General features: G+C 69.1%; 12 protein-coding genes. 10 read left to right on the top strand and 2 right to left on the bottom strand.

Annotation, left to right across the window (positions count from 1 at the left end):
- Positions 1-13 precede the first annotated feature (13 nt).
- Genes caldi_RS07815 through caldi_RS07800 form a run of 4 tightly spaced genes read left to right on the top strand, consistent with a single transcriptional unit; the run spans position 14 to position 4,223 of the window.
- A complete protein-coding gene (locus caldi_RS07815; RefSeq protein WP_264844539.1) occupies positions 14-2,182 on the top strand; it encodes a molybdopterin-containing oxidoreductase family protein in 2,169 nt (722 codons plus the stop codon).
- Positions 2,183-2,185: 3 nt separating this feature from the next.
- A complete protein-coding gene (locus caldi_RS07810) occupies positions 2,186-2,899 on the top strand; it encodes a 4Fe-4S dicluster domain-containing protein (protein WP_264844538.1) in 714 nt (237 codons plus the stop codon).
- A complete protein-coding gene (locus caldi_RS07805) occupies positions 2,886-3,584 on the top strand; it encodes a formate dehydrogenase subunit gamma (RefSeq protein ID WP_264844537.1) in 699 nt (232 codons plus the stop codon). Before caldi_RS07810 ends, caldi_RS07805 begins: the two co-directional genes overlap by 14 nt.
- Positions 3,585-3,590: 6 nt before the next feature.
- Positions 3,591-4,223: a TorD/DmsD family molecular chaperone gene (locus tag caldi_RS07800; protein ID WP_264844536.1), complete on the top strand. Its 633-nt coding sequence runs from the start codon at positions 3,591-3,593 to the stop codon at positions 4,221-4,223.
- Between the two features lie 62 nt (positions 4,224-4,285).
- Here caldi_RS07800 and panC read toward each other — a convergent pair whose 3' ends face one another.
- Positions 4,286-5,143 (bottom strand): pantoate--beta-alanine ligase, encoded by an 858-nt coding sequence (panC, locus tag caldi_RS07795; protein ID WP_264844535.1) that lies wholly within the window; start codon positions 5,141-5,143, stop codon positions 4,286-4,288.
- 13 nt (positions 5,144-5,156) lie between these two features.
- A complete protein-coding gene (gene panB / locus caldi_RS07790; protein WP_264844534.1) occupies positions 5,157-5,990 on the bottom strand; it encodes a 3-methyl-2-oxobutanoate hydroxymethyltransferase in 834 nt (277 codons plus the stop codon).
- Between the two features lie 436 nt (positions 5,991-6,426).
- Between panB and caldi_RS07785 the strand changes: the two genes are divergently transcribed.
- The 6 genes from caldi_RS07785 (at position 6,427) to caldi_RS07760 (ending at position 13,017) form a co-directional block, all read left to right on the top strand.
- Positions 6,427-8,421: a sigma-54-dependent Fis family transcriptional regulator gene (locus caldi_RS07785; protein WP_264844533.1), complete on the top strand. Its 1,995-nt coding sequence runs from the start codon at positions 6,427-6,429 to the stop codon at positions 8,419-8,421.
- A gap of 360 nt (positions 8,422-8,781) precedes the next feature.
- On the top strand, positions 8,782-9,579 hold the full coding sequence (locus caldi_RS07780) for an IclR family transcriptional regulator (protein ID WP_264844532.1): 798 nt from the start codon (positions 8,782-8,784) through the stop codon (positions 9,577-9,579).
- On the top strand, positions 9,576-10,136 hold the full coding sequence (locus caldi_RS07775; RefSeq protein ID WP_264844531.1) for a DJ-1/PfpI family protein: 561 nt from the start codon (positions 9,576-9,578) through the stop codon (positions 10,134-10,136). The genes caldi_RS07780 and caldi_RS07775 overlap by 4 nt, the downstream gene beginning before the upstream one ends.
- 71 nt (positions 10,137-10,207) lie before the next feature.
- A complete protein-coding gene (locus tag caldi_RS07770) occupies positions 10,208-11,230 on the top strand; it encodes an amidohydrolase family protein (RefSeq protein ID WP_264844530.1) in 1,023 nt (340 codons plus the stop codon).
- A gap of 20 nt (positions 11,231-11,250) precedes the next feature.
- The gene (locus caldi_RS07765) at positions 11,251-11,967 is read left to right on the top strand and encodes an iron-sulfur cluster assembly protein (RefSeq protein ID WP_264844529.1); all 717 of its coding nucleotides are present in this window, start codon (positions 11,251-11,253) and stop codon (positions 11,965-11,967) included.
- 6 nt (positions 11,968-11,973) lie between these two features.
- Positions 11,974-13,017 (top strand): NAD(P)-dependent alcohol dehydrogenase, encoded by a 1,044-nt coding sequence (locus caldi_RS07760; protein ID WP_264844528.1) that lies wholly within the window; start codon positions 11,974-11,976, stop codon positions 13,015-13,017.
- Positions 13,018-13,044: the final 27 nt, after the last annotated feature.

Here is a 13,044-nt window from a genome sequence, read left to right as displayed (position 1 = left end):
GGGGTGACAGGCGATGCCCTTGGCCCAGGTGACGAGACGCCAGTTCCTCAAGATCTCCGCGGCCACCAGCGGAGCCCTGGCCGCCGGCCTAGCCGTGCCGGGCTTCGACAGCTGGCGGACGGCTGCGGCGGCCGAAGCGGAGGAGGAGAGGATTCCGACCATCTGTGAGATGTGCGGTGTGAAATGCGGCGTCATCGCGGTGGTCCGGGGCGGTCGCGTCGTGCGCCTCGAGGGAAACCCGGACCACCCGCTGAGTCGGGGTAGGCTCTGTGCGCGCGGGAACGCCGGCATGATGTCCCTTTACGACCCCGACCGGCTGCGTGAGCCCTTGAAGCGCAACCCGGACGGGTCGTTCGTGCCGATCTCCTGGGACCAGGCCATCGCCGAGATCGGTGAGAAGCTGAAGTCCATCCGGGAGCGTTACGGACCGGAAGCCCTCGTTTTCGCCGTTCACCCGGAGCTGATCGCGCCATGGGAGAAGCGGTTCTGCGACGCGTTCGGGACCCCGAACTTCTCGTCCCACGCCCCGACGTGCTACTCGCACAGAACCGCCGCGTACGTGGCGACCTACGGCGCCCTCCCGGCGGTGGACTACGCGAACGTGCGCTACCTCATCAGCCCGGGTCGGAACCACCTGGGCGGCGTGAAGAACAACGACCTGCAGAAGCTCGCGCAGGCCAAGGCGGCCGGGGCCAAGTTCGTGGTCCTGGACCCCCGCTACTCGGAGTTCGCCGCCTGGGCGACCGAGTGGCTGCCTATCCGGCCGGGGACGGACGGCGCCTTCCTCCTGGCCCTGATGAACGTCCTGGTCGAGGAGGACCTGTACGACCGGGACTTCGTCGCAGCGCGCACGGCCGGCTTTGCGGAGCTCCGGGAGGCGGTGAAGCAGTACACCCCGGAGTGGGCTGCCGGGGTGACGGACGTTCCCGCGGAGACGATCCGGCGCGTTGCCCGGGAGCTGGCCGCCGCGCGGCCGGCCGCGGCGGTCGACCCCTGCTGGCACGGCGGGCTGGGTTCCATGTACTACAACGGGTTCCAGGCCGCGCGGGCGGCCGCCTGTCTCAACGCCCTGCTGGGCAACCTGGGCGCCAAGGGCGGGCTGGTGTTCCCGGCCTCGGTGAAGCTGGGAAGCATCGATGACCTGGGTCCCAAGCCCCCCAAGCCGGCGGCGCCGCGCTTCGACGGGGCGGGCGGCCCCCGCTGGCCGCTGGCCAAGGACCTGGGGATGATCCACACTCTGCCCGAAGCCATCGAGACGGGCAAGCCGTATCCGATCAAGGCCGCGATCATCAGCCACTTCAACCCGGTGCGCTCTTGCCCGGATAGCCGCCGCTGGCTACAGGCCCTGCGGAAGCTGGAGCTGGTGGTGGTCATCGACGTGCAGATGTCCGACACGGCCACCGCCGCCGATTACGTGCTGCCGGAGTCCCACTACCTCGAGCGCTCCGACCCCGTCTGGGTGACCGGTGACACCGTCGCCCTGCGCCGCCCGGCGGTGGCGCCCCTGCACAACACGCTGCCGGAAGACGAGATCCTGCGCCGGCTCGCAGAGGCGGTGGGCATCGGCGAGTACTTCACCTTCACCCTGGAAGAGTACAACGACGCACTGCTCAGGCCTCTGGGGCTCACGACCGCGGATCTGGAGAAGGCGGGTGTGGTCAGGGTCCCGGTCCAGCCGCCGAACTACGACCGCCTGAAGACCCCCTCGGGGAAAGTGGAGCTTCGCTCCGAGGCCGTGGCCAGGGCGGGCGGCTCGCCCGTCCCGGCGTGGGAACCCCCGCTGGTCGAGCCCAAGGAGGGCGAGTTCCGGCTCCTCCACGGCCACGTGGCGGTGCACACGCATACCGCCAGCCAGAACAACCCCTACCTGCACGCCCTGATGCCGGAGAACGAGCTCTGGATCCATCCCGACCCGGCCGGCCGGCTCGGCATTCGCGACGGCGACCTGGTGGAAGTGGCGTCGGTCACGGGGAGCGAGCGGCTCAGGGCGAAGGTCACCGCGGGGATCCGGCCGGACTGCGTGTGGATGGCCCACGGGTTCGGCTGCCTCTCCAGGGCGCAGCGCCGCGCGTACGGGAAGGGCGCGAACGACTCCGGTCTGGTGCCCATTCGGGTCGCGCCGATCTCTGGCGCTGCCGCCCAGTGCGAGGTTGTGGTCACGGTCCGGAAGGTAGGTGGGTGATCCATGAGCCGCTACGCCATGTTCGTCGACCTCGAACGCTGTGTCGGGTGCTCCGCCTGTACGGTGGCTTGCCAGGCCAGTTACGGGCTGGCGCCGGAGAACCGGTTCACCAAGGTGAACCTCACGACGGCCGGTGAGTACCCCAGCCTGAAGGGCACCTTCGTCACCACGCAGTGCATGCACTGCGAAGCACCGCCGTGCGCCGAGGTCTGCCCGACAGGCGCGACGTACAAGACCGCCGAGGGACCGGTGGTCGTGCGGGAGGAGGACTGCATCGGCTGCCGGTACTGCGTCACGGCCTGCCCGTACGACGCCCGCACCTACGACGAGGAGCGGAAGATCGTCCGGAAGTGCTCCTTCTGCTATGCCGACCTGCAGAAGGGGCGGGAGCCGGCCTGCGTGCGCACCTGCATCGGTGGGGCGCGCCTCTTCGGGGACCTGGACGACCCCGAGAGTGCCATCGCCAGGGCGATCCGTGAGGCTGACGTGATCCGGGTGGCCGGCACCAGCTTCTACTACCGCTTGCCCGAAGGCATGGAACGCGACCTCCTGCCTGCAGACTTCGAGGCCCCGCGCTACCTGTACCCTTGGCAGAGCGTCATCCAACCCCTGGGGCAGATCGTGTTGGCCGGTGCGGCCTCGGCAGCGGCGCTGAGCCTCGCCGTGCACGGGCTCCGGGCCCTGCGGGAAAGGAGGAAGCAGCATGAAGGGGCCTGAGGTGAGCGCATCCAACGAGGTGGTTCGTTTCAGCCTGGCCGAGCGCCTGGCGCACTGGAACCACGCGATCACGTTCCTGGTGCTTCTCGTGACGGGGGCTGCCCTGGTGGTGTCGGGGCTCCCCGGCCTTCTAGGTCCCGACACGCTTCGGCTCTTCGGCCAGATCCACCGCTGGGCCGCGTGGCCCTTCACGTTCCTGACCGTCCCCATCCTTCTCCTGGGAGCCCGGCCCGCCGTGCGCGAGTGGCTCCGGGAGTGCTGCACCTGGGACGCCGACGACCGCCGGTTCCTGCGCCTCTTTCCGCGGGAGTTCTTCGGTCTTCACGTCGAACTCCCGCCACAGGGCAAGTTCAACGCCGGTGAGAAGGTCAACTCGCTCCTTCAGATCGCCGGTTACCCCGTGATGGTGATCACGGGCTGGATGCTCGTCTACCGTGATGTGCTCCCCAGGGTGATCGTCATGTGGGCCCAACCCATTCACACCTTGTTCGCCTTCCTCCTCGGCGCCGCTGCCCTTGGGCACATCTACCTCGCGGTCGGCCACCCCGGGAGCCGGGCAGCCCTCTCCGGCATCATCACGGGCAAGGTGAGCCGCGATTTCGCCCGGAGCCACCACCGCAAGTGGTACGAGAGCCTCATCCAGTTGGGCGAAAGGGCCGCGGGCGGTCCAGAGCCCGGGAGGTGAGCCCGGGTGGAGGCGCTGGGAACGATCAGACACGGCGACCGCAGGGCGAGCCGCGCCCGGCTGTACAGCGCGATTGCGGCGCTCATGGCCCCACCGCCCGGCGACCAGCCGCCTCGAGACCTGATCCGGGAGCTGACGGACGCACTCGCAGAGGTGGGGATGCAGCCGCCGGCCGACCTGACCGAGCCGCCTGCCGACAGGCTCCCCCTGCGGGAGGCGTGGGAGCGTACCTTCGGACGGCCCGGAGGGCTCCTCGTCCCGGTCGAGTCCTGCTACCGGCCATGGACGCAAAGGGGGGAGGCGGCTTCGCTTGCGGGCGAAACCGGGTTTCTCCTCAGCGACCACGCCCTGCACGTGGCCGAACTGTACCGGGCTGCCGGTGTGACGGTCCCGCCGGAGTTTCAGGGCACCCCAGACCACCTGGTGCTGGAGCTTGAGTTCATGGCTCTTCTGGCCCGGTGGGGCACTCCACAGGACCAGGCTCGCATGTTGACCGAGCACCTGGACTGGGTGCCGGGACTCCTGGCGGATGCCAGGCGGGAGAACGTGCCCTGGCCCTACCTTCCGTTGCTGGAGGTTCTGGTGGCGCTACTGGAACGCGACACGGCGTGCCTGCAAGCGGCACGGATCGGGCGGTAGCCGGGTTTCCAGGGAGCAGGCCGCCGGAGGTGAGAAGGAGGCGCGGGACGACAGGAGCGGCTTCAGTCTTCGGCCGGCACGTCGACCGTGACGTTGTCGATGAGCCGGCTCGGGCCGGCGAAGGCCGCCACGGCGACCAGCACGCGCCCCTCGATGCGTTCGACCGGCTGCAGGCTCCCGGCGTCCACGATCTCGACGTAGTCGATCCGGACTTGGGGCTCGGCGGCGATGCATTCCCGCATCGCCGCCTTGACGCGGCCGGGGTCGCGCTCGCCGGCCAGGATCCGGTCCCGGGCCAGCTGCAGGGCCCGGTACAGTACCGGCGCGGCGGCCCGCTCCTCGGGCCCCAGGTAGGCGTTGCGGCTGGAGAGCGCCAGCCCGTCGGCCGCCCGCACGGTGGGGACCCCGACGATCTCCACCGGGACGTTCAGGTCCCGCACCATGCGGCGGATGATGGCGAGCTGCTGCGCGTCCTTCTCGCCGAAGTAGGCGACGTCCGGCTGGACGATGTTGAAGAGCTTGAGGACCACCGTGGCCACGCCCCGGAAGTGTCCCGGCCGGCTGGCTCCGCAGAGGTGGTCGGAGAGCCGCGTGGGCTCGACGAAGACGAGGGGCTCCTCCGGGTACATCTCGGCCACGGACGGCGCGAAGACGGCGTCCACCCTGGCCTCCCGCAGCATCGCCAGGTCGCGGTCCAGGTCGCGGGGGTACCGGGCGTAATCCTCCTGCGGGCCGAACTGCAGCGGGTTGACGAAGATGCTGACGGTGACCACGTCGCAGTTCGCCCGGGCCCGCTCGACGAGCGCCATGTGGCCTTCGTGCAGGTAGCCCATGGTCGGCACGAACCCGTGGCGGCACTTCGCCGCGCGCCAGGCCCGGCTCCGCTCACGCATGGTCGCGACGGTGGTGAGGACCTCCAAGGCGAGACCTCCTTCAGTACAGGCGCTCCAGGACGGCGTCATCCATGTCGAAGCTGTGCTCGGGGCCGGGGAAGGCCCCCCCGCGGACGTCGTCCGCGTACTCGCCCACCGCCGTCCGGATGACGCTGGCCAGGTCGGCGTACCGCCGGGCGAAGCGGGGCGACTGGCGGGTGTAGAGGCCGAGGAGGTCGTGCAGGACCAGGACCTGGCCGTCGCACTCGGGCCCCGCCCCGATGCCGATCGTCGGCACGGGGACCCGCTCGGTGACGAGTCGGGCCACCTGGCGCGGGACCATCTCCAGGACGATGGCGAACACCCCGGCCTCGACCAGCGCAGCGGCATCGTCGAGGAGCCGGCGGGCGGCGTCCTCGGTGCGTCCCTGCACCCGATAGCCGCCCAGGGCGTGCACGGACTGCGGCGTGAAGCCCAGGTGTCCCATGACCGGGACGCCGGCCTGCACCAGCCGGGCGACCGTGGGGGCCACCTCTCGCCCGCCCTCCAGCTTCACGGCGTGCGCGCCGCCCTCCTGCATGAGCCGGCCGGCGCTGCGGAGGGCCTCCTCGGGTGAGATCTGGAAGGTCATGAAAGGCAGGTCCGCCACGACCAGGGCCCGCTCGGCCGCCCGGGCCACCGGGCGGGTGTGGTGGAGGACGTCGGCGAGGGTCACGGGCAGGGTTGACTCGTAGCCCAGGACGACCATGCCGAGCGAGTCGCCCACCAGGAGCACGTCCACCCCCGCCTCGTCGAGCAGGCGGGCGGTGGGGTAGTCGTACGCCGTGAGCATCACGATCTTCTGGCCCTTGCGCTTCATCTCCCGCAGCCGCGTGACGGTGACCCGTGTGGCCATGCGGAGCCCCTCCCTTCGCCGCCCCACGGGAAAGGGCCCCCTGCCTTGGCCGGCAGGAGGCCCTCGGTCGTGCGCGTCCGGGAGGCGGGGCGGACCCCGGCTCCGAAACGCCGCAGACGGCCCGCTCGTCTCGGCCCGTGACAGGGTCCAAGCGTGGGATGCGGCGCATGCATTGTACGTACGGTGCGGCTCTTCCGGATGCCGCCCGGCGCCTTCATCATAGCACCGTTCTGGCACGTGTGGCAACGGGAGTCGGGGTGCGGGCGGCCTGCGCGTGGGTACGGGGACGTACTGTTTTGATCAAATTGCATGCGTTGATCGATATGGTCGACGGAAAGTGCTTTGGGACGGAGGAGTTTGCTCACTTCGGTAGAATAATTGTTGCCTGACAACACAGGAAACCCTGTCCGCAACCAGCAGGCGGGGAGGGGGGAGCGTGCGGAACCCGAACATCGCCATCGACATCTACACCAGTCCCAAGCGCCACAACAAAGTGCTCGAAGGTCTCTGGGAGCGATTTGTGTCAGGTGAAGGGGGCGCCGAACGCGTCCGCGAGGTCGTAGCTGCATCGTGGACCCGGTGCCGGAGCGGCGGCGTGCACCCACTGAACCATCGTGCCCCCATTGTGGCATCCCAGGAGGAGATCGCCCGGAGTTGCCGGTACGACAGGCTCCTGCAGGTCGCTCAGCCCTGGCTCGATGAGATGAAGGCCGCGTCTGCCGACTCTGGCCACCTCGTGGTAATCGCCGACGCGTCCGGCCTGCTCCTGTCGGTCGAGGGGGATCGCCTGGTCCGCCGGCGGGCTGAGAGGATGAACTTCGTGCCGGGCGCCCGCTGGGCCGAGGCGACCGCCGGCACGAACGCGATCGGCACCGCGCTGGCCACGGGCCTGCCGGTGCAGATCTTCGCCGCCGAACACTGGTGCCAGATCGTCCACTCCTGGACGTGTTCGGCCGCCCCCGTGCGCGATCCGGTGACCGGGTCTCTGCTCGGCGTGATCGATCTCACGGGGCCGTTCGCGGCGGTGCATCCCCACTCCCTGGTGCTGGTGACGTCCGTGGCCCGGGCCGTCGAAGGCGAACTGCACAGGGAAGCCGAGTGGGAACGAGCGGCGGTCATCGCGGCCTATTCCTCCGCCCGTAGACAGGCACAGGAGGTGCTGGCGGCCCTGGACCGGGGCGGCCGGGTCCTCGCCGGTTCGGACGCGCTCATGGAGGAGGGACTTCTGGATCCGAACGGCCGACCGTTCGGGTTGCCGGAGGCGAACCGGTGGCTGGAACTGGGATCGGCAGTGGAGTGGGATGTGGAGGGCCGGCGAGGCCGGTACCGGTGTGAGCTCCGTGCCGTCATCCAGGGCGGCCGGGTAGTCGGCGCGCTGATGCGGGCAGGTGCGGTGAGTGGGCGCGGCAGCGGGACCAAGGCTCTGCCCCGGTGCCGGTTCGAGGAACTGATGGGTCAGTCCGAGGCATTCCGCCGCGTGATCCTGACCGGGCAACAGGCTGCCGCCCATTCGCTTCCAGTGCTCATTCTCGGGGAAAGCGGAACCGGCAAGGAGCGGCTCGCCCAGGCCATTCACGCGGCGAGTTCCCGCGCCCACGGACCGTTTGTGGCCGTGAACTGCGGGGCAATCCCGCGCGAACTCGTTGCCAGCGAGTTCTTCGGGTATGATCCCGGCAGCTTCACGGGTGCCAGCCGGGAGGGAAAGCCTGGCAAGTTCGAGCTGGCGCGTGGCGGTACCATCTTTCTCGACGAGATCGGCGAGATGCCGCCCGACGCCCAGGTACACCTGTTGCGGGTGCTGGAGGAACGCGAGGTCGTCCGCATCGGCGGGCGTGCCCCCATCCGGCTGGACATCCGGGTGATCGCAGCGACGAGCCGGGATCTGGAGAAGGCCATGCGGGAGGGTACTTTCCGGAAAGACCTGTTCTACCGGCTGTCGGTGGTGTGCCTCACCCTGCCCCCCTTGCGCGAGCGCCGGGACGACATCCCCCTCCTCCTCGACCACTTCCTCCGCCGCGCGTGCGAGGAGCTGGCCCGGCCGCCGCTCCACGTGAGTTCGGAGGCCCTGGCCCTTCTCTGGGAGTACCCGTGGCCGGGCAACGTTCGGGAGCTGCGCAACGTCGCGTATCGTTTGGCCCTCCAGGTCGATGGTCCGGTCGTGCGGCCCGAGCACCTGCCCCCGGAGGTATACGCCGCGAGCCGGGACCGGTTCGCCGCGCCTGGCCCCCCGGCAACCCACCCCGCGCCGGCTGGGCCGGCGGTTCGCAGGACTCGGTCCCTGTCTCTGCCGGTTCGCTCGGATGTGGGTACCCTTGAAGAACAGGAGCGGGAGCTCATCCGGGTCGCTCTCTCCGAGTCGGGTGGGAACGTGACGGCTGCCGCCCGGAGACTGGGCATCCACCGGAGCACCATCTACCGAAAACTATCATGAACTATCACGACGAACGCGGTTTCGTCGGCTACGTGTCGCCGTTTGCGACACTGCGGCCTGTTGGCGGCCGGTGTCGCAGGGCGCGACACCGACAGGGGCATCCGCGAGCCGCCGACCGCGTGTGTACCCGTGCCCCTCCCGGCACGGGCTTTGCATCTCCGGAGGCTTGCGGCGACGAGGGTGATCCGGGCAGCCGGCCGGTGGGCGGCCTCGCCGCGCACGCCGGCGCGGGAGGTGATGCACAAGGGCCGGGTTCGGCGGCATGCCTTGCACATGTTGCAACGGAAGTGGCTTTGTTGAGAGATAGGGTAGAATTTTCTACACTGAACTCGATCCCGAGGGGTTCGGGAGGTGGACACCGTGCCCCGCGTTCCGACGGATCCGGGGCGTCAGCGGGCCCTGAGCACGGCGAGAGCGGTGCTGAGGGTGCTCTCCTACCTGGCGGACCATCCCGCCGGCGTCACCCCTGCCGAGGTGGCCCAGCATCTGGGCAAGAGCCCCCACACGGCCTATTACCTCCTGAACAGCCTCTGCCAGGAAGGATTCGCTTACCGGAGCCCCGCAGACGGTCGTCACTACGTCAGCGCGTTCCGGGAAGACCTCCTGTCCCCGGTCAGGCCATCCGGCTCCTGTCCGTTGCCGGTCCTCCGCGACGCTTTGCGGGACCTCAACAGAGCCACCGGCTGCCGGGCCTACCTCGTCGTGTACGACGGACAGGCGGCGCTGGTCGAGGCGGTGCAGGGGCACCAAGGTCAGCCTGGGCTGCGGATGGGCCGTGAAATCCGCGGCGAGGCGCACGCCCTCGCGGTGGGCAAGATCCTGCTGGCGCACCTCTCCGACACCGCCCTGCACACTTACATACGCCTCCTGGGCCTGAGGGGCTTCACGCCGCGCACCATTACCGACCCGGAGCGGCTCCGAGCCGAGCTGGCACGGGTCCGCCGGACGGGTCTGGCCGTGGACCGGGAGGAGTATCAGGAGGGGATCTGCTGCCTGGCGGCGCCTGTACTGGCCCGGGACGGCGGCGAGACAGTGGCTGGCGCGATGGGGATCGCGGTGACGCCAAGACGGTTTCAGGTCGAGGGACGAAGGCTTGCGGGGATTCTCCGCAAGGTGGTTTTCCAGACCATCGGACCGTCCGGAGGTGAAGTCGCGTGAAGGTACTGCTGATGGCCGGGGACGGCGCCGAAGCCCTGGAGACGATGTACCCGCTTCAGCGGCTCAGGGAGGAGGGCTTCGAGGTTCACGTCGCGGCGCCGCGCAAGAAGGTTTTGCAAACGGTGGTGCACGACTTCGAACCCGACATGGAGACCTACACGGAGAAGCCCGGCTACCGGGTGCAGGCCGATCTCGGCTTCTTAGAGGTCAGGCCTGCAGACTACGACGCCCTGTACCTGGTGGGCGGCAGGGCACCCGAGTGGATCCGCAACGAACCCGGTGCCCTGGAGATCGTGCGCCACTTCTTCGAGAACCAGAAGCCCGTCGGCGCGATCTGCCATGCCGCCCTGGTACTCGTTGCCGCGGGGGTGGTGAAGGGCAGGAAGATGGCGGCGTATTGGGCCCTCAAGCCCGACGTCGAGGCGGCGGGCGGTACGTTCGTCGACCAGGAGGCCGTCGTGGACGGCAACCTGGTGTCGGCCCGCGCCTGGCCGGACCATCCCGCGCTCCTGCGCGAGTTCGTCCGCATGGTGCGCGGTGAACGAGTGCCGGTCTGACGGGGACGGTGTCCCGGTTTCCGGCCTGGCGACCATGGGTTCCTGTCTTACTCTGCTGGGAGGTGCCTGACGTGTTCCGCACACCAGACGGCGGGGAGATCTTCGTCATCGACGCCCACGTGCATCTGTGGGACGGCTCGCCCGAGAACCAGGCGAACCAGTACGGCACGGGGTGGATCAACTGCTTCTACGATTACCATCGCAACCTCAGCCCGAGGGAAGCGATCTGGCCCATCGAGAAATTCCGCAAGTACACACCGCAGCAGATGGTCCACGACCTCTTCGTGGAGGGCTATGTAGACATCGGGATCTTCCAGCCGACGTACCTCAAGGAGTTCTTCCGCAGCGGCTTCAACACGACCGAGCAGAACGCAGTCCTGAAGGAGATGTACCCGGACCGCTTCATCCTCAACGGTGCCTGGGACCCCCGGGACGGGGAGCGGGGGCTGGAGTACCTGGAGTTCCTGGCCTCGCGCTACCACATCAAGGGCGTGAAGCTTTACACCGCGGAGTGGCGCGGTGACTCCAAGGGCTGGCGGCTCACCGACCCCTGGGCCATCCGCTACCTCGAGAAGTGCCGCCAGCTTGGCATCACGAACATCCACGTGCACAAGGGCCCGACGGTCTGGCCGCTCAACAAGGACGCCTTCGACGTGCACGATGTGGACGAGGTGGCGACCGCCTTTCCGGACCTCAACTTCATCGTCGACCACTGCGGTCTGCCGCGGCTCGAAGACTTCTGCTGGATCGCGACGCAGGAGAAGAACGTTTACGGCGGGCTGGCTGTCGTGATGCCGTTCGTCCACGCCCGGCCGCGGTACTTCGCGGAGGTCATGGCCGAGCTACTGTGGTGGGTGGGCGAGGACAGGCTCCTCTTCGGCAGCGACTACGCGATATGGACGCCGCGGTGGATCATCGAGAAGTTCATGGCCTTCGAGCTTCCGGAGGACCTGAGGGAGGAGACCGGGGTCGACCTGACCCTCGCCGCGAAGAAGAAGATCCTGGGCGAGAACGCCGCCCGACTCTACGGGATCGACATCGCCGCTCACAGGGCCCGGCTTCAGGGGGACGCGGTCGCCGCCATGATGGCGTGAGGCCGCCAGGGGGGACGCGGATGCGAGTGGAGGAGGTCTACGCCCGGCTCCAGCAGGTTTACGACCCGGAGCTCGACCGCCCTGTCACGGACCTCGGGTTCATCAGCGGGGTGGACGTCGACGGCCCCGTGGTGCGTGTCCGGTTCCGCCTGCCCACGTACTGGTGCTCGCCGAACTTCGCTTACATCATGGCCGAAGATATCCGGGACCGGGTCCGGGAGCTGCCGTGGGTATCCGAGGTGCAGGTCCGGCTGGAGGACCACTTCGCAGCCGATGAGGTGAACGCCGGGGTGGCGACCGGCAGACCTTTTGGCGCCGCCTTCTCGGGCCTCGCCGACGGGAACCTGGAGGACCTGCGCTGGCTGTTCCGCCTCAAGGCCTTCCTCGCCCGCCAGGAGCGCCTTGTCCGCCTCCTCATCCGCCGGGGGCTGTCCGACGACGAGATCGTGGCGATGTGCGTAGCCGACCTTCGCCGCCTCGCGGAAAGCGACGCGGAAGCGGGCGACCTGGTGGACCGGTACCTTGGCATCTGCCGCGAGATGGGCCTGGAGGATCTCCCCACCGCCCCGGCCTTCACGCGGGAGAACGGGCTACTGCTGAACCCCGCGCAGCTCCGGGATGTGCTCCGGGAGGCCCGGCGCACCCGCATCAGCATGGAGTTCAACGCCCAGTTCTGCCAGGGGCTGCTCCGGACGCGATACGGGTCCGCCGAACCCGAGACTGTCCAACCGAGGTGATGCCGCGTGAAGGCCGCCAGGCTGTACGAATACGATCCGGAGTTCCGGGGGCCCGAGTTCCTGAAGGTGGAAGAGGTGCCCGACCCCGAGATCCAGGAGCCCGACGACGTGATCATCCGCATCGGTGGCGCCGGGCTCTGCCGCACGGACCTGCACATCATCGAGGGCATCTGGCGGGGCAAGGTCGAGGTCGACCTGCCCTACATCCTCGGCCACGAGAACGCCGGCTGGGTGGAGGAGGTGGGGCGCGGGGTGCGCCGCTTCCGGCGGGGCGACCCGGTGATCGTCCACCCCCTCATCACCGACGGCGTCTGCCCGGCCTGCCGCCGGGGCAACGACATGCACTGCGAGAACGGCGTGTTCCCCGGCATCAACCGGGACGGGGGCTTCGCCCAGTACCTGCTGGTCAAGGAGCGCAACCTCGTCCGCCTGCCCGACGGAGTGGAGCCCAGGGAGGTCGCCCCGCACGCCGACGCCGGCCTCACGGCCTACCACGCGGCCAAGAAGGCGGTGAGGGTGCTCGAGCCGGGCGACCACGCGGTGATCATCGGCATGGGCGGCCTGGGGCACATCGCCTTCCAGGTGCTGCGGACCCTGTCGCCCGCCCGGATCATCGTGGTCGACCGCTCCGACCTGGCCCTGAGCCTTGCCCAGGAGCTCGGGGCGGAGTACCGGGTCAAGGGCGGCGACGACGCCGTCCGCGAGGTTCTCGACCTCACCGGCGGAAGGGGCGCGCAGGCCGTGCTGGACTTCGTGGGGGAGGGAGGCTCCATCGAACAGGGGCTCGCCATGACGAGGAACGCGGGCTACTACTTCGTGATCGGGTACGGGGGAACGATCCGGGTGCCCGCGATCGACATGATCTTCAGCGAGAAGAACATCGTCGGGAACCTGGTGGGCACCTACACGGACCTCGTGGAGCTCATGACCCTGGCGGGTGAGGGCCGGGTGCGTCTTGCTACGGTGCACTACCGCCTGGACCAGGTGAACCAGGCTATCGCCGACCTCCACGGCGGCCGCGTCAAGGGACGGGCGGTCCTGGTCCCGTGACGCAGGCCGTGAATTCTGCCTGGCCGG

The sequence above is a fragment of the Caldinitratiruptor microaerophilus genome, assembly GCF_025999835.1.
Classification (GTDB): domain Bacteria; phylum Bacillota; class Sulfobacillia; order Symbiobacteriales; family ZC4RG38; genus Caldinitratiruptor; species Caldinitratiruptor microaerophilus.
The sequence above is the reverse complement of the archived record's forward strand: the minus strand, read 5'-3'. Positions and strand labels throughout refer to the sequence as shown.

Coding starts and splice junctions, on each gene's coding strand:
- panB (WP_264844534.1), bottom strand. CDS start 5,990: ATGGCCACACGGGTCACCGTCACGCGGCTGCGGGAGATGAAGCGCAAG.
- caldi_RS07805 (WP_264844537.1), top strand. CDS start 2,886: ATGAAGGGGCCTGAGGTGAGCGCATCCAACGAGGTGGTTCGTTTCAGC.
- caldi_RS07810 (WP_264844538.1), top strand. CDS start 2,186: ATGAGCCGCTACGCCATGTTCGTCGACCTCGAACGCTGTGTCGGGTGC.
- caldi_RS07815 (WP_264844539.1), top strand. CDS start 14: ATGCCCTTGGCCCAGGTGACGAGACGCCAGTTCCTCAAGATCTCCGCG.
- caldi_RS07765 (WP_264844529.1), top strand. CDS start 11,251: ATGCGAGTGGAGGAGGTCTACGCCCGGCTCCAGCAGGTTTACGACCCG.